The organism is Alteromonas sp. CNT1-28, from assembly GCF_022348345.1.
GTDB classification, from domain to species: Bacteria; Pseudomonadota; Gammaproteobacteria; order Enterobacterales; family Alteromonadaceae; genus Alteromonas; species Alteromonas macleodii.
Genome location: NZ_JAKREZ010000006.1, coordinates 1 through 17047, shown reverse-complemented (window position 1 = coordinate 17047; position 17047 = coordinate 1). Strand labels below are relative to the sequence as shown.

The window sequence follows — 17047 nt, the reverse complement described above, 5'->3', positions numbered from 1 at the left end:
CAAAGGAGATACGTCATAAGGTAAACCTTGTAGCAGGAGATTCATGATGGGTAAGTCAAATAAAGCCTTGGAATCAAAACCGCAAGATGACTTAGAAGTCATCGATATGCCAGCTGATATGAAAGCTGACGAAACCTTAGTTAACGACGCTGAACTAGAAAATGACGACGCCATTTTCAGTCAGGATGACCAACCTAAAAACCTGGATGCCACACAGCTTTATCTAGGAGAGATTGGTTTTTCACCACTGCTAACCGCAGAAGAAGAAGTTTATTTTGCGCGCCGCTCACTGAAAGGCTGCGAAGCCTCTCGTAAACGTATGATTGTAAGCAACCTTCGCCTTGTTGTTAAGATTGCTCGCCGTTATAACAATCGTGGGTTGGCACTTCTAGATTTAATCGAAGAAGGCAATTTAGGACTAATTCGTGCCGTAGAGAAGTTTGATCCTGAACGTGGATTCCGCTTTTCAACATACGCCACATGGTGGATACGCCAAACCATCGAACGCGCTATCATGAACCAAACGCGCACCATTCGTTTGCCTATTCATGTAGTGAAAGAACTAAACGTTTATTTACGTGCTTCTCGTGAACTTTCACAAAAGCTTGATCATGAGCCAACTGCAGAAGAAATTGCACTAGCGCTTGATAAGCCTGTGGAAGATGTCACTAAGATGTTGCGTTTAAACGAGCGCATTACCTCTGTCGATACACCTATTGGTGGAGAAAATGATAAAGCACTCCTCGACATTATTGCTGACGAGAAAGAGTTTAGCCCTGAAGAGAGCTTACAAGACTCAGATATCAAAAGTAATATTGTAACCTGGCTTGAAGAACTAAACCCTAAGCAACGCGAAGTACTTGCTCGTCGTTTCGGTCTTATGGGATATGAACCTTCAACACTTGAGGATGTAGGTGCCGAAATTGGCTTAACACGTGAACGTGTTCGTCAAATTCAAGTAGAAGCACTTCGCCGTCTTCGCGATATGTTGGGTCATCAGGGTCTTTCATTAGAGAACCTGTTCGACCAAATGAAGTAGCATCTGCGCGCAACGCAAAAATAAAAATGCCAGTGTTGTGAAGCTCTCAATTTATGAGTTTCACAACACTGGCATTTTTTTTATTTTAAATTGGACCTAGTTCCAATCTCTCCGTTAGTTTCGAACGAGAGTAACGAATGTGTAAGGGTGAGGATTTTTCTCATCGGCGTCATGTTCATCACGTGATACTTCCGTCCAACTTGCTGTCGCCTCATAGTCTGGGAACTGTGTATCTCCGTCAACAGTCAAATCAATATGTGTGAGATACAAAGTGTCAGCGCTATCTAAGAACGTTTGGTAAATAGTACCGCCACCGATAATCATTATTTCATCGTTGTCGCTGTTCTCTGCGCTTAGCGCTTTGGCTACCTCAATCGCTGACTCTGGTGAATCTACTACCGTCGCGTCAGATAAGCTGTAGTCAGTATTACTCGTTATAACAATGTTTGGCCTGCCAGGTAATGCCCTTCCGATTGACTCATAGGTTTTGCGGCCCATTATGACGGCTTTGCCTAAGGTGATCGCTTTAAAGTGTTTTAAATCAGCCGGTAAGTGCCACGGCATATCATTATCTGCGCCTATAATTCTGTTTTTCGCCATAGCAGCAATCATCGCTATCTTCATTTCATTACCTATAAAGCCGTTTTTATTGTTGAACCGCGGCAGTATATCAATATCAGAGACCAAATGTGTATTGGCTCAAAGGGTATAGCTTTAACACCCAACAAATAGAAACAGTTATCATTTGCATTATTATTTTAACTGTTCTAGTGTGTATACAGGAGGTCGCGACAATGCAAATAAACTATCTATGCCCTAAACACGCAGATTGGGTTTACAACAACCCAGAACAGGCCCTACACGTAATGGCGCGCGATGAAATGCAAGGCACAATGCTTATGCAAAGCGGTCAGTTCAGTGAAGCAATTCCATACCTTGGCTGTGCGTTTGATATCGCCGTTATTCTGCTTGAGGTAGACGGCGGTGAGAACAGCGCAATGACAGCTAAGATTATGGGCTTAACAAGCTTGCTTGAAGAGACATACTTTCATCTGAAACTGCCTCACCACCGAAACGCCATTGTCGACAGAGCTCATACTGTCATCAGCGCCTCGAACAACATCGTGAACAGCAATGTACCACTGCGCTTCGCCGTGTAGTTGCACCGATACTTATGCGCCTAACTACTTCACCTTACTTTTACTAACGCTTTAGGAGAATTCATGAAAGTTAACCTTAAACGCTCTGCTCTAATGCTATACGCCGCTGTATTTAGTTCGGGCGCATTCGCTCATGCAGGACACGATCATGAACACTGGACTAGCGGTGTTATGCATGCTCTGTTTTACGCGTCTCTTGTAGGCTGTGCAGCTGCGTGTGGCTTTGCGGCTTACAAATACTTCAACGCTAAAAAGCGCTCAGCAAAGTAAGGGGGTACAAATTATGATTCATCAATTACTCTCAAAACTTCATGCCGTTAGCCCCTTCCCTGCGGTTAGCGCACATTGCGACATTCCTTGCAAAATTTACGATCCGTTTTCGGCGCAGTTGGCTGCGTTGAGTGTTATTCGCTTCGTAGACCTACTTAACGAACTGGCCGAAAAAGAGACACTTACGTTCGCAGATCAGGCGCAAATGAGCCGCCTAGTAGCAGAAAAGGAAACCCATGCAGAGAAAGTAAAGCAAGAAGTCAGGGTAATATGGGGCGATTACTTTAAAGCCCCTCAGTTTGAGAAGTTTCCAGACACTAACGAGCTTGCACATAAAATCATGCTGGCCGGTTCTGGGTGTAAGCAACACGTCAGCAGAGAAAAAGCTGAAGAGCTGCTTTCGTTAGTGAATGAATTTGCCGAGCGTTTCTGGGCAACCAAGGATGTCGCAACCAAAAAAGCAACGTGCTCCTATCCACCTTCTGAAGAAGTGGTTTATCCCGACCTCTAAATGTTTAAAATTATGCGGGTTACGGGGAGCAGCATGTTGCCTTCTCTTAACGACGGTGATTTTGTCTGTGCAATGAGATGGCCTTTTAGGTGGCTGCGTAGCGGGCAAATCGTGGTTGTTAAAAGCAGCACTTACGGCGTAATTATCAAAAGGGTAGACCATGTTAACACCGACGGAACGTTTACCTTAACGGGCGATAACAAGGCCCACTCTGTAAGCCAAGAGGCCATGGGTAAGTTTACTCGCGCTCAATTGCTGGGAAAGGTTATCTATCATACCAATGAGTAAGCCAGCACGATGAGGGTGCATTAGCCTAACCGCGTTACTTACAAAAAAGCTCGCACGTTGTCTTTGCAACGATGCGAGCTTTTTGTTGTTCTAATTTGCTTTAGAGCACTGGTTATCAGTAATTGCTTCGCAATTGACTGTCACTCAGCGATTGTTTCTCAACGACTGTTTCTCAGCGACGATACTCAACTTCCACGTCGTAATCGTCTTCGTCCCAGTCGTCGTCATCTAGGTCATCTTCAAACTCATCATGAGCTTCAAGTGTATTCTTGTGGTAAGTGTCCCACTTGAATTCTACTTCTTTCTTCTCTTCTTCCTCTTCCAGTTCAGCTGGAAGAGTTTCAATGAAGTCCATAATGTCGTTACACAAAGGATCTAGGTTCATCTTTTGGAACGCAGAGATTTGATAAACTGGGCCTTCCCAACCCAACGCATCGATCACGTGCTGACAGCGTTCTTCAGCTTCTTCTTCAAGTAGTAAATCGACTTTATTAAATACTAACCAACGGGGCTTTTCTGCCAATTTAGGGCTGTATTTTTCAAGCTCTTCAATGATCGCTTTTGCGTGCTCGGCAGGATCCGTTTCATCAACAGGGAAAATATCTACCACGTGAAGCAAGATACGACAGCGCTCTAAGTGTTTTAAGAAGCGTATACCTAGGCCAGCACCATCGGCAGCACCTTCTATCAAACCAGGAATATCCGCAACAACGAAGCTTCGCTGTGAATCTTGACGAACCACCCCTAAGTTAGGCACAAGGGTAGTAAACGGATAATCAGCCACTTTAGGCTTAGCTGCTGATACAGAGCGGATAAAGGTTGATTTACCTGCGTTAGGCATACCAAGTAAGCCAACATCGGCTAGAAGCATAAGCTCTAGCTTAAGGTTACGAATTTCACCTGGTGTACCATTGGTCTTTTGACGTGGGGCACGGTTCGTACTGCTTTTAAAGCGGGCATTACCTAAACCGTGAAAACCACCTTGTGCCACTTTAAGCTTTTGACCATGACGAGTCAGGTCACCTAATACTTCGCCAGTATCACTATCAGTAGCACGCGTGCCAACAGGCACCATTACGGTGAGGTCTTTACCTTTCTTACCAATACAGTTGCCGCCTTGACCATTTTGGCCACGCTCAGCACGGTGAAAGCGCTCAAAGCGATAATCGATCAATGTATTTAGGTTTTCATCGGCCTGTAAAAATACACTGCCGCCGTCACCACCGTCGCCACCGTCTGGGCCACCTTTAGGTACGTATTTTTCCCTTCTAAAGCCAATTGTACCGTTGCCGCCGTCACCGGCTTCAACGCGAATTTCAGCTTCATCTACAAATTTCATTTATCACTCCGGGCTGTAATGCCGTGGGTTATTAACTTATTTAATGCGAATACTAAGTTTACACCAAATTGCGCATCGGCGCTTTTGAGTCTACTCAGCATTCTAAAAAATTGAGAAGTAAAACCTTGCTCAGCGCTAATTCATTTTCAGAATATAATCGCTATTAATTAAGAACAGAAAAAGAAAGAAAGGTTTCACAAAACAAAAAACCCCGCAAGCGCGGGGTTTTTCTAAGCCTGTTCGGCGAGAAGCTTACGCGCTTACTCAGCTACGATGCTTACAAATTTACGGTTCTTCGGTCCTTTAACGTCGAACTGAACTTTACCGTCTTTTAGTGCAAACAACGTGTGGTCTTTACCGATACCCATGTTGTCACCAGCGTGGAAACGAGTACCACGTTGACGAACAATGATGTTACCAGCAAGAACAGATTCACCACCAAAGCGCTTAACACCTAGGCGTTTACTTTCTGAATCACGACCGTTTTTGGTACTACCACCAGCTTTTTTGTGTGCCATGTGTTCGTGCTCCTATTATGCGTTGATACCAGTGATTTTCACTTCTGTGAACCACTGACGGTGACCCGCTTGCTTACGAGAGTGCTTACGACGACGGAACTTAACGATTTTTACTTTATCGCCACGACCGTGTGTAACAACCTCAGCAGTCACCTTACCACCAGCAACGATTGGTGTGCCGATTTTTACGTCGTCACCGTTGCTTACCATTAAAACTTTGTCAAATTCAACCGTTTCGCCTGGGGCTACTTCGATTTTTTCAAGACGAACGGTTTGGCCTTCGGCCACACGGTGTTGTTTACCGCCACTTTGGAAAACCGCGTACATAGTTAACTCCGCTCTGCGTCCACTGACGCTTCAATTCAAAAAACAGGGCGCGAATTGTACGTGAAACATCCGTAAATCACAACCCCGATTCGCAGAAAAATAGATTATTTTTCCAACATGGGGCGAATTATGCCCCAATTGGGTATTTGATGCAGCTTCAAATGCCCAAAAACCGTTAAAAATTCACAAATTTTTTTGAAAAAACAGTAAAAATTTTTAGGTCGTATTAAATCAAAATGGAAATATTGATAGGTTAAATTACATAGAAATGCGATCCAAACAGCGCAAGATCACGCGAGCGAGATCGGCAAACGATCCTCAAATATGCATTGCGATCAGACCGCGATCGAGCTGTTGGATCCCACGAATAGGATCGTTTTTACGATTACTACTTCCCCACTTTGTATCTGTGATTTGGGGCAATGCTACTCCCCTAATTGAGAAACAAAGTTGCTCTTAAACACTTCGTTTTCTTCATACAAACGTCAAAAAATAGCGACTTAACAGGAAAAATTATCGAGAGCACCTATAATTGCATGTGATCGCATGATTAAGGGGGCGTACGTGCGGCAAACCGCTAAACACAGAACAGAATTTATATGAAGAACGCAGCCCCACCTTTTTCACATCTGGTTTAACCGTGTTTGAGGAATTACACGTAAATGCGTTAAGCCGTCATTTTTTAAGACAATTTGGTGGATAGTACAGATGATTAAGGTACAATCGCCACCAATAATTGCCCAAGACGTAAGAGTAAGTATTTATTGCCATGCCTATGGATATAGATCAAATCCGCGCCCTGTCTAATGATGATATGCAGGCGGTCAACCAGCTGATTCAACAACAAGTCGACTCTGATGTTGCCCTAATTAATCAGCTTGGTTTTTACATTGTAAACAGTGGCGGCAAACGATTACGCCCACTTCTTACCGTGTTAAGTGCGCGGGCTATGGGAATAGACAACAACGATCACCATACCCTTGCGGCGATTGTTGAATTTATTCATACCGCTACCCTATTGCACGACGATGTGGTTGACGAATCGACCATGCGCAGAGGGCGGGAAACGGCCAATGCCATTTTTGGCAATCAGGCATCAGTATTAGTGGGTGACTTTCTTTACACCCGTTCTTTCCAAATGATGGTGAGCCTTAAACGCATGCGCGTTATGGAGATACTGTCTGAAGCCACAAACCAAATTGCTGAAGGTGAAGTGTTACAGCTGATGAACTGTAACGATCCCAGCACTACAGAAGCACGTTACTTTGATGTTATTTACGGTAAAACGGCGCGTTTGTTTGAAGCTGCTACGCAGTTAGCGGCTGTGCTGACCGACCAAAATGAGCACATTGAACACGCTATGCAAGAATACGGCAAGCACCTAGGCACAGCCTTTCAGCTAGCTGACGATATACTTGACTACATGGCTGACAGTGAAGAAATGGGCAAGAATGCGGGCGACGACTTAGCTGAAGGTAAGCCAACTCTGCCATTACTTTACGCTATGTGGCACGCAAGAAATGACGACGACAAAACGCTTATTCAAGAAGCTATTGAACAAAGCAATGGCCTAGCACACTTGACGCGGATTCAAGGCATTATGGAAGAAACCGGTGCTTTGGACTACACACGTGAATGTGCGCAAAAAGAAGTACAAATGGCCATTAACAGCTTAAACGCTATTGAAGATTCTGAATATAAAGAGGCGTTAATCGCGCTGGCACATATTTCAATTGAGCGTACAAGCTAACTAGCAATAGATAACTAATTGTCGATAAGTGATATGAAAAGGTGTGTTGTAAGCAACACGCTTTTTTTATTGGCAATTACCAATTACGAAAACTAGCTAATTATTAAAAAGCTAGCCTTCGAGCATGAAACCTATCATCCCCACTAAAAAACCAAGAATACCGCCAAGCGGAGGAAGCCAATGGTTTTCCATACGAATTTGCGGTGCAATATCCTGAAACACCGAATAAAGTATTCCACCTGCGGCAAACAGCATTATACCGCTCATTACAACGGGGAACTGCGCTAGATAATAAAAGCCTAACAAGCTAAACAAGGGGCCAAGTAGCGCCATTAATACAAAGATAATAATGAGTTTGGTACTGCGCTGCTTGTTCTTTGGCAACATTTCCCTATACGCATTAAACCCTTCTGGTAAGTTTTGAACTGCAATCAGTAGGCCTAATAACATGGTACCTCCGCCTAACGCTGCCGTAGTACCAAGTGCGATAGACTCAGGCACAAAATCACTGAGCATGGCAGCTAACTGGCTGCCTGCGGTTTTCTTTTTCGCTAGATAAATATCAAGGGCCATGAAAGCTAAGGCACCGCCAACGAAGCACATTATGGCAGCAAATACCGATACGTCTTTTATGCCTTCAGGTACGAGCACAAGTCCCACCGCCGAAATTAGCGCTCCTGCTCCTAACGCTAAAATGCCATGGCGTAACTCTTTTTCTAGCCACTTAGGCTGAATGCCTTGATAAGTCGCTAAAATAGCGCCTGCGGGCATAGCAAGACCCGCCACCGTTGCCATTATTAATAAACCTACAATATCGCCTTGTGGCATAACGACTCCTTTCTAATCATTGCTTGTACATCTTCCTATTGAGCATAGATAATTACCCACTCAGCGAGAGTTAAAATGTTCGTAATCGCGGCGTGTTACCGCAGGTATAGTGGTTCTACATCAAGGTGACACAACAAAGAGAACGTACATTTTAAAAGCGCGTAATGAAAAAGAGCAGCTTAAGGCTGCTCTTTGCATTTATTACGATGGGTTTTGTTGGCTATACACAAAAAGTCGATTAATTTAAGTCCAAATCTCGGGTCATGTTCTCGTTCTTATCGCGATGCACAATAATGTTGTCTTCAATGCGAATGCCACCAAAAGGTTTGTATGCATCAATGGTATCCCAGTTAATGTACTTAGACGCAGGCGTCGCTTTAAGGTCGCGCAGTAGACTATCGATGAAGTACAGGCCCGGCTCAATAGTGAACACCTGACGGGCTTCTACCATACGCGTGCAGCGTAAGAACGGGTGATCATCAGGAGCAGGCTTAGGCGTGCCTCTGTCATCATTAACCAATCCGCCCACATCGTGTACCTGCAGCCCCAAGAAATGGCCAATGCCATGTGGGAAGAACGTGCGTGTAATCCCCATATCCACGATTTCTGGCGGCGTTAGGTTCACCATGCCGGTATCGTGAAGAATTTGCGCAATACCATCGTGGGCTAACAAGTGAATGTCTGTGTAAGCGACACCCGGCTTTAACGAATCGACTAAGGTCAGCGTTACCTTATCTACCGCTTGAATGAGGTCGCGGAACATCGCTGAATTATGAACATCTTCTTGAGCGTAAGTACGTGTAATATCTGCCGCATAGCCATGATAATTCGCACCCGCATCAATCAGAAAAGAACGCGATTCTTTTGGCGCTACGGTATCACACTGCATGTAATGCAGAATTGAAGCATGCTCGTTAAGTGCCACAATACTGGTATATGGTACGTCGTTGTCACCTTGTCGACTTGCTGCAGCATAGGCAAGATTGATATCAAACTCGTTTTTGCCTTCACGGAAGGCTTGCTCAGCGGCCTTATGACCTGCCACCGCCAGCTTGTTAGCTTCACGCATGCAGTCAAGTTCATAGTCGGTTTTATAAGCACGTTGATAATGCAAATAATGCAACACGCGGTCTGGATTTACATTGTCAAAACCCAACGCTTTTGCCACTTCAATATATTCGCCTACATAGGCAAAACGGCTTTTATCGTAAGGCAGAAATTTCTCTACCGCATCGGCCTGTTGAAGTAGTTTAATGTCGAAGCTGTCAGTCCAAAAGTCATTTGGCTCTGGTGGCACTTTGTGCCAGAAATCTTCAGGGCGATAGAAAATAAGCGTAGGCTTGTCTACACCGTTTACCACCAGCCAACAGTTAGGGTTATCAATAACAGGCACCCATGCTTTGAACTGCGGGTTTACCTTAAATGGGTAGTGATTATCGTCCAAGAAAAGACGTTTGCCCTGCCCTGAGTGAATAACTAGTCCGTCTAGCCCTTCTCGCTGTAGTGCTTCGCGAGTTCTAGCTTGAAGCTCTTCGATATGCTGTTGGTAGGTTGCTTTATGTTGCGACATAGCCCCTCTTATCTTTTTAGTCGTTAGTTAGCTACTAGTGTATCACGAGGCCAGCATGACATGCATACTGGCTCAGACCGCTGTGCTGTTGTATACGTTAAGTTTCCCATACTGGTAAAATAATAACGTAATGAAAGGCGTACCTGTATACGCCTAACCTTTGATAGCTATCGCGGTGCTAGTTGCAGTGTACCTGTTACCGGATGTGTACTTACTGCATCTGCCGATGGGATCATATCGCGGGTAAGTTGAGGGAAGATATTCTCGTTTCCACCTAGCTGCTGGTCGTAAATATGCTGATACGCCATCACCGCCTTCACGTAAGCACGGGTTTCTTTGTAAGGAATATTCTCAATCCAAATATCCACGGGCAGCGCTTCATTAGCAGGTAACCATTCCAACACTTTGCGCCAACCAGCGTTATAAGATGCGGACACCAGCACAGGGTTATTGTTTAACTTGTCCATTAAATAACGCAGGTACTGCACGCCGTATTCAACGTTATCGTCTACCTGAAAAAGTGTGTTACGACTTACTTTCTCTTTTGCTACATAACGCGCTGTTCCCGGCATAAGCTGCATGAGTCCTGCCGCTCCCACCGAAGAGATAGCATCGCTTCTAAACGAACTTTCGCGGCGTGCAATAGCCATAGCCAGCGACTTTGAAATGCTGTATGCCTGCGACTTTTCGCTGAATACATCATTGAAGGCCAGTGGGAATCGGCGCTCGACATCATCCCAATAGCCACTTCGCGCAAAACTGGTAATAGCTTGATCGTACAAGCCCCACTCGTACGCCAAAATGCCCGCATCGGTCACTTTCGATTCGGGTAAATGCGACAGTAAATAGAACCACTCACGGCGCGCTTCTGTGGTTCTGTCTAACCTGAAAAATTCAACAGAGCGCATAGTAGCAGGAGTTTTCGCCACACTGGCAATAGCTGCCGTGTCTCTTGGCGCTGGCGTGTGTGCGAGCGACGGAATTTCGCCTATGTGCGCACTTGCCATAAAGCCATAATAATGGCGTTCTTGAGAAAGCTCTTTATAAAGCACCGTAGCCTGCATAGTTTGACCAAGCGCTTCTAAAGCACGAGCTTTCCAATAGCGATAGTTTTCTTCTTGCTGCAAACTGGCAGGAGCGCTATCAATAACATTAACCACTTCCCGCCACTTTTTCGTGCGAAGCAAATGGGAAATATGCCAAAGCTTTACATCTTCACTGGCACCCTGCACATCAGCAAGTTCAAGCCAATGATGCGCTTGAGGAAGGCGGTCTAGCGTGTAGCTAAGCGCTATTGCTCTTCGCATAACGTGCTGCTGCGCTGGCGAGAACACGTTTTTGTCGTTGTAGCGGTTAAATACCGTGCCGGCTAAGTCAGGGTTTCGCCAAGCAAGTTTCTCGACCGCCCATACAATTACCTCAGCTTCATGCGATGCATTTTTTAGTGGAAAGAGCGCCGTTCTATTTACTCGGCCGGTGTCTCGGGTTACCGATAGCCACGCGTCAGCCAGGTATTGCTTATCACCGGGAAGTTGGCGCTTAAGATAAGAGATAATGCTTCGGTTATCTTCTTTCGCGGCAATCTCTATGCGCTTGATCACCATTTCGGGTGTCATCATGCCCGCTTTTTTCCACTTAGCAAAAAGCGGATCGCATTCATCCGGTTGCGACTGCCCGTGAAGCCATAAAGCGTCGACTTCGGACAAAATAGCTTGTTCGCTTTCACCTTCTTTTAAACGGTAATTAAGCGCAATACAGGTTAGCCTTGCGCCCATACCTGGGCGATAATTGTCTAAAAAAGTGCTGCGATAATCGTTCTTAGCAAGGTAATTAAGCCATTTATAACGCACACCGTAGCTTACCGGCTGACCATTGAAATCTTCCAGAAACTGCTTAACCTCGCGCTTTGTTCTTATTGACATCGTGCGCTCTAGCTTGAGTCTAAGTAGATAAGGATAAAGCGGATAATGCGCCAGTTCATAAATGTCGTTATCGAGGCGCTGAACGCTTCGCTTCGAATACGTTAACAGCTTTTTTTCAACTTCTAGATAACGAGCGCGATCCTTTTCGAAAATATCTTCGGGTAGTGTTAAAGGCTGTGTAGCCCATGCGCCGATAGAGAAAAATGAAGAGAGCGAGCAAACAAATGCCCCCACAACGGTGGCGAACAATTTATTGTTTTTTGTCAGCGAGCGCTGACCTAACCACGAACTAAAATAAAAACCAGACACAATAGAACTCCTACCCTGCTCTACACTCGAACGCTTATGAGCGCTGGCAAATTTGCCGAATCGAGCTGATTGTAAAATGTTGCTGAAAAAGCAGCATTGCGACTGATCCACTACGTTCGTTTGATAAACGAAGGGAAAATTTCAGCCTGGCTCCTTGCCAAAGAAGATGTTGTGCCAGCTGTCGTTAGCTATGCTTTACACACATAGTTGACATGATTGTAGATTATTCTTTTGCTGGATTGGCGCTTTGCGTCAATAACGCTCATTATACAACCACCAATGGCGAAATGAAGCTTGAATTCGATATTTACACTTGAATTTAAGTCATCCGACCACTACCTTAGACAAATTGAAACGCTTGTTTGATTTTTTGTTGAAATTTTGTGTGGCTTTGTAAAGAATCTAGCCACCCTAACGCGTTAGTGAATGCATACGACCCTACAAATTAGTTGGATTACTTCACTAACATCCTGGCCAATGCCGAAGGAGATGATAATGATATACACAGGCAAAAGTCTTTCCGTCAGCCTGTTAGAAGACGGCTTTGCTGAGCTGGTATTCGACGCCCAAGGTTCAGTAAACAAGTTCGACCGCCAAACGGTGAGTGAACTTGACGAAGCAACTCAAGCCCTACTTGCTAAAGGCGATGTTAAAGGCTTAGTAGTACGCAGCGCAAAACCTGCCTTTATCGTAGGTGCTGATATCACCGAGTTCACTGGTCTATTCGCCATGGACGATGCAGAAGTACTACAGTGGGTTGCCAATACATCACAAGTATTCGACCGCTTCGAAGACCTACCTTTCCCTACCATCGCTGCAGTTAACGGCTTCGCTCTAGGTGGCGGCTGTGAAATGGCATTGGCGTGTGACATGCGTATTGCAGACACTACTGCTTCAATTGGTTTGCCAGAAGTTAAACTAGGCCTAATGCCTGGTTTTGGTGGTACGGTTCGTCTACCTCGCCTTATTGGTTCAGACAACGCCCTTGAGTGGATGACCACTGGCCGCGACAGAAAAGGCGCGAAAGCCCTTGCTGAAGGCGCAGTTGATGCCGTTGTTGCACCAGAAGCACTTGTTGAAGGTGCGCTTTCAATGGTGAAAGACGCCGCTGACGGTAAATTTGACTGGCAAGCGCGTCGTGCGGTTAAGAAAGCCCCACTACAGCTAAACAAAAACGAAGCCATGATGAGCTTCAGTACTGCTCAAGCTATGGTATTTGCGCAAGCTGGCAAACACTACCCAGCACCGCACAAAATGGTTGAGACTGTTCAAAAAGCAGCGGGCCTAGACCGTGAAGGTGCACTTAAGCTTGAAAATGAAGGCTTTGTAGCGTTAGCGAAAACAGACGCTGCGAAAGCGCAAATTGGTATTTTCCTAGCCGACCAGCTAGTTAAAAGCAAAGGTAAAAAGCAAGCGAAAGCAGCGACTAAGCAATCTAAGCTTAACGCTGTGCTAGGCGCAGGCATCATGGGCGGCGGTATCGCATACCAAAGCGCTGTGAAAGGCACGCCAGTTATCATGAAAGACATTAATCAAGGTGCACTAGACCTTGGCCTTTCTGAAGCAGCGAAAATTCTTGGTAAAGGCATGCAGCGCGGTAAAGTAGACGCGACTAAAATGGCGCAAACACTTAACGCTATCACGCCTACCCTTGAGTACAGCACGCTTAAAGATGCTGACCTTGTTATTGAAGCGGTTGTAGAAAACCCGAAGGTAAAAGGTATTGTGCTTAAAGAGGTAGAAGACAACGTAGCGGACGACGCTATCATTTGTTCAAACACTTCTACTATCTCTATCAACCAGCTAGCTGAAAGCCTAGACAAGCCAGAGCGCTTCTGTGGTATGCACTTCTTTAACCCAGTGCACCGCATGCCGCTTGTTGAAATTATTCGTGGCGAAAAAACCTCTGAAGAAACCATCAATGCAGTAGTAGCCGCTACCCTTAAAATGGGCAAAACCCCAATTGTGGTTAACGACTGCCCAGGGTTCTTGGTAAACCGCGTATTGTTCCCATACTTTGCGGGCTTCAGTAAGCTGCTTATCGACGGCGCTGACTTTGTAGCGGTTGATAAAGTAATGGAAAAAATCTTCGGCTGGCCTATGGGCCCTGCTTACCTAATGGACGTTGTAGGTATCGACACGGGCGATCATGCAGCAGACGTAATGGCAGCGGGCATTCCAGAGCGTATGGCTCGTCTGGACAACGACCCCGTAACACTGTTCTACAAAGAAGAGCGTTTAGGTCAGAAGAACGGTAAAGGTTTTTACAACTACGGTGTTGATAAGCGCGGCAAGCCGTCTAAAACACCTGCTGAAGAAGCATATGCACTAATGGCGCCACACGTAGCTGAGAAGACAGACTTTGAAGCTGACGACATTATTGCACGCCTTATGATCCCTATGGCAAACGAGGCAATTCGCTGCCTAGAAGAAGGAATTGTAGATAGCGCAGCTGAAGCAGATATGGCGCTACTTTACGGCTTAGGTTTCCCTCCATTCCGCGGTGGTATTTTCCGTTGGATTGAAACCATTGGCTTGGCGAACTTTGTTGCTATGGCAGACAAGTACGCTGAACTTGGTCCAATTTATCAGATTTCAGATGGCGTTCGTGAAATGGCCGCTTCTGGTAAATCCTATTTCGCATAAGACCCGGAGGAAAAACTAATGAAAGAAGTGGTCGTAATCGATTGCGTACGTACCCCTATGGGTCGTTCAAAAAATGGTGTTTTCAGAAATGTGCGTGCAGAAGACCTATCTGCAGCACTAATGACCGCGCTACTAGAGCGTAACCCTGGCGTAAACCCAGCGGAAATTGAAGACATCATTTGGGGCTGTGTTCAGCAAACTAAAGAACAAGGCTTCAACGTTGCACGTAACGCGCAACTACTAACACAAATTCCACGCACAACTGGCGCGGTAACGGTAAACCGTTTATGTGGTTCATCAATGCAAGCCCTTCACGATGCAACAAGCGGCATCATGAGCGGCCGCGGTGACATTTACATGATTGGTGGTGTTGAGCACATGGGTCACGTACCGATGAACTACAACATCGACTTCCACCCTGGCCTTGCTAAGTACACCGCGAAAGCGTCGGGCATGATGGGTATGACAGCAGAGCTACTTGGCCGTCAAAACGGTATTACTCGTGAGCAACAAGACGCATTTGGTGCGCGTTCGCACCAGCTAGCGCACAAAGCACACCTTGAAGGCCGTTGGGCTAACGAGATTGTGCCTGTTGAAGGTCACGATGCAAACGGCGTATTAAAGCTAATTGACTACGATGAAGTAGTTCGCCCAGAGAGCACTGCTGAGAGCATGGCGGCACTTCGCCCAGTGTTCGACCCAGTAAACGGTACTGTTACTGCGGGTACATCTTCTGCGCTGTCTGACGGTGCATCAGGTATGCTACTTATGTCAGCAGACCGTGCGAAAGAGCTTGGCCTAACGCCTCGTGCGAAAATTCGCTCGATGGCTGTGGCGGGTTGTGATGCGGCAATTATGGGTTACGGCCCAGTGCCAGCAACACAAAAAGCGCTTAAGCGCGCTGGCCTTACTATGGACGATATTGAACTTGCTGAGTTTAACGAAGCGTTCGCAGCACAGGCGCTATCTTGTATTAAGCAGCTTGGTTGGATGGACCACCTAGATACTAAGATTAACCTTAACGGTGGTGCGATTGCACTTGGTCACCCACTAGGTTGTTCTGGTTCGCGTATCTCGGGTACGCTTATCAACCTAATGGAATCACAAGACGTAAGCCTAGGCTTAGCGACTATGTGTATTGGTTTAGGCCAAGGTATTGCTACTGTATTTGAGCGTGTATAAGCGTTTAAATAAGCGCTTTTAAAGCTAAATATTGAAAAGGGCCTTCGGGCCCTTTTTTGTTGATTCTAATTACTTTTCAGATTACTTCAAAATACGAGATAAAGGACTTATCACCCCCTGCGCACCTTGCTGAAGCACGTGAGTATAAATTTGCGTGGTCTTTACGTCTGAATGACCTAACTGTGTTTGCACCGTTCTAATATCAGCGCCCGATTGCAGCAAATGCGTTGCAAAAGAGTGGCGCAGCGTATGAGGCGTAACTTTCTTTTTAATGTCACAAGTTTTTGCCGTGTTCCGTATTGCTTTTTGTATACTCGATTCATCAATATGATGTCGTCGCACTCTTTTGCTTTCAGGATCGACAGATAATCGAGAAGAAGGAAATAAATAATGCCAGCCTAACTCTCTGGGCGCGTTTTTGTATTTCAAACGTAATCGGTGAGGTAGATAAACGCCTGCGTATTTTGGATTTTCTAAATCAGCCGCCAAGAAGTTTTCTACCATAGCGATTTGCCGTGTAAGACCCGGTTTTAATTCCGCAGCCAACGTTACAATGCGATGTTTACCGCCTTTCCCATCCCAAATGCGAATAGCGTTGTAGTCAAAATCAATGTCTTTAACTCGTAGCCTAACCGCTTCCATTAACCGCAAACCACTTCCGTACAATAAAGATATTGGTAACTTTAGGTTGGCAGGAATTTGCTCAAAAAGAGAAACGACCTCTTCCTGCGTTAATACAACTGGAAGCTTGGCTTGCCTACGACTTGAAACAAAGTTGAGTTCGCATGAAAGTGGGCGCTCTAATATATCGCGATATAAGAACGCCAATGCATTTAACGCACTCGCCTGAGTGGCCGGCGCCACATTTTTAGCGTTAACTAGGTGAGACAGAAACACTTCAACTTCTTTGTCTCCCATTTCAGATGGGTGCTTATTATTATTGAAGCGAATAAAGCTAATTATCCATTTACTATAGAGTTCAATCGAACGCTTCGCATAGCGACGGTTGCGCATATGCTCAATCACCATTTGCATGAACATTGATTTCATTTTTTTGATTTTAATTACTGTAAATAAATACAGAATTGCGGTTTTTGACTCGTCCGTAAAATAAAAAGGAAAGATTCCGTACTTAAGTACAGTATTTTCAGATACTAAGTGTAGGTTATTGATGGAAGTGTATTTACGTGCGAAAGTGGCAAAACTATAAATGTGATATATGGAAACTATCCACTTTGCATAAAGGATTTTTTCCTTACACTAAATTGTTATGTGCTAAAAGGAAAAATTATGAAATCATGGAATGAATTAACTAATCTACAACGCGCAGTTATCGGTATCGCAATGGTTGTTGCGGCGGCAGTTTTGCCAGAGATAGCCTTCTTAGT

General features: G+C 45.3%; 16 protein-coding genes. 8 read left to right on the top strand and 8 right to left on the bottom strand.

Annotated elements, in window-relative coordinates:
- Window positions 1–46: 46 nt before the first annotated feature.
- Window positions 47–1039: an RNA polymerase sigma factor RpoS gene (gene rpoS / locus MHN02_RS04880; RefSeq protein WP_014978235.1), complete on the top strand. Its 993-nt coding sequence runs from the start codon at window positions 47–49 to the stop codon at window positions 1037–1039.
- Window positions 1040–1153: 114 nt separating this feature from the next.
- On the opposite strand, the gene folA is transcribed toward rpoS, so the two are convergent.
- The gene (gene folA / locus MHN02_RS04875) at window positions 1154–1651 is read right to left on the bottom strand and encodes a type 3 dihydrofolate reductase (RefSeq protein ID WP_239245119.1); all 498 of its coding nucleotides are present in this window, start codon (window positions 1649–1651) and stop codon (window positions 1154–1156) included.
- A gap of 182 nt (window positions 1652–1833) precedes the next feature.
- Between folA and MHN02_RS04870 the strand changes: the two genes are divergently transcribed.
- The 4 genes from MHN02_RS04870 (at window position 1834) to MHN02_RS04855 (ending at window position 3268) form a co-directional block, all read left to right on the top strand.
- Window positions 1834–2199 carry a hypothetical protein gene (locus MHN02_RS04870; protein WP_039224426.1) on the top strand — a complete coding sequence of 122 codons (366 nt, stop codon included), beginning with the start codon at window positions 1834–1836 and terminating at the stop codon, window positions 2197–2199.
- A gap of 63 nt (window positions 2200–2262) precedes the next feature.
- Window positions 2263–2469, top strand: a complete 207-nt coding sequence (locus MHN02_RS04865; RefSeq protein WP_014978232.1) for a hypothetical protein — start codon at window positions 2263–2265, stop codon at window positions 2467–2469.
- 13 nt (window positions 2470–2482) lie between these two features.
- Window positions 2483–2980, top strand: a complete 498-nt coding sequence (gene sodN / locus MHN02_RS04860; protein ID WP_239244856.1) for a superoxide dismutase, Ni — start codon at window positions 2483–2485, stop codon at window positions 2978–2980.
- A complete protein-coding gene (locus tag MHN02_RS04855) occupies window positions 2981–3268 on the top strand; it encodes a S24/S26 family peptidase (RefSeq protein ID WP_272492284.1) in 288 nt (95 codons plus the stop codon).
- Between the two features lie 172 nt (window positions 3269–3440).
- On the opposite strand, the gene cgtA is transcribed toward MHN02_RS04855, so the two are convergent.
- The 3 genes from cgtA to rplU all read right to left on the bottom strand — a co-directional run bounded on the left by cgtA (window position 3441) and on the right by rplU (window position 5452).
- Window positions 3441–4607, bottom strand: coding sequence for an Obg family GTPase CgtA (gene cgtA, locus MHN02_RS04850; RefSeq protein WP_014948151.1), 1167 nt, complete (start codon window positions 4605–4607; stop codon window positions 3441–3443).
- A gap of 260 nt (window positions 4608–4867) precedes the next feature.
- On the bottom strand, window positions 4868–5125 hold the full coding sequence (rpmA, locus tag MHN02_RS04845; protein ID WP_012517170.1) for a 50S ribosomal protein L27: 258 nt from the start codon (window positions 5123–5125) through the stop codon (window positions 4868–4870).
- A 15-nt stretch (window positions 5126–5140) separates the two neighbouring features.
- Entirely contained in the window at window positions 5141–5452 is a 312-nt protein-coding gene (gene rplU, locus MHN02_RS04840) for a 50S ribosomal protein L21 (protein ID WP_012517169.1), read from the bottom strand.
- 775 nt (window positions 5453–6227) lie between these two features.
- Here rplU and ispB point away from each other — a divergent pair.
- Window positions 6228–7202, top strand: coding sequence for an octaprenyl diphosphate synthase (gene ispB, locus MHN02_RS04835; RefSeq protein ID WP_239244853.1), 975 nt, complete (start codon window positions 6228–6230; stop codon window positions 7200–7202).
- A 111-nt stretch (window positions 7203–7313) separates the two neighbouring features.
- On the opposite strand, the gene MHN02_RS04830 is transcribed toward ispB, so the two are convergent.
- The 3 genes from MHN02_RS04830 to MHN02_RS04820 form a co-directional block, all read right to left on the bottom strand.
- On the bottom strand, window positions 7314–8030 hold the full coding sequence (locus MHN02_RS04830) for a divalent cation transporter (RefSeq protein WP_014948149.1): 717 nt from the start codon (window positions 8028–8030) through the stop codon (window positions 7314–7316).
- 238 nt (window positions 8031–8268) lie between these two features.
- A complete protein-coding gene (gene pepQ / locus MHN02_RS04825; protein WP_239244851.1) occupies window positions 8269–9600 on the bottom strand; it encodes a Xaa-Pro dipeptidase in 1332 nt (443 codons plus the stop codon).
- A 167-nt stretch (window positions 9601–9767) separates the two neighbouring features.
- Window positions 9768–11831, bottom strand: a complete 2064-nt coding sequence (locus MHN02_RS04820; RefSeq protein WP_171337561.1) for a transglycosylase SLT domain-containing protein — start codon at window positions 11829–11831, stop codon at window positions 9768–9770.
- A gap of 495 nt (window positions 11832–12326) precedes the next feature.
- Between MHN02_RS04820 and fadB the strand changes: the two genes are divergently transcribed.
- Window positions 12327–14477 (top strand): fatty acid oxidation complex subunit alpha FadB, encoded by a 2151-nt coding sequence (fadB, locus tag MHN02_RS04815; RefSeq protein ID WP_239244849.1) that lies wholly within the window; start codon window positions 12327–12329, stop codon window positions 14475–14477.
- Between the two features lie 18 nt (window positions 14478–14495).
- Window positions 14496–15659: an acetyl-CoA C-acyltransferase FadA gene (gene fadA / locus MHN02_RS04810; RefSeq protein ID WP_014948145.1), complete on the top strand. Its 1164-nt coding sequence runs from the start codon at window positions 14496–14498 to the stop codon at window positions 15657–15659.
- 81 nt (window positions 15660–15740) lie between these two features.
- Here fadA and MHN02_RS04805 read toward each other — a convergent pair whose 3' ends face one another.
- On the bottom strand, window positions 15741–16709 hold the full coding sequence (locus MHN02_RS04805; RefSeq protein ID WP_069943689.1) for an integron integrase: 969 nt from the start codon (window positions 16707–16709) through the stop codon (window positions 15741–15743).
- Window positions 16710–17047: the final 338 nt, after the last annotated feature.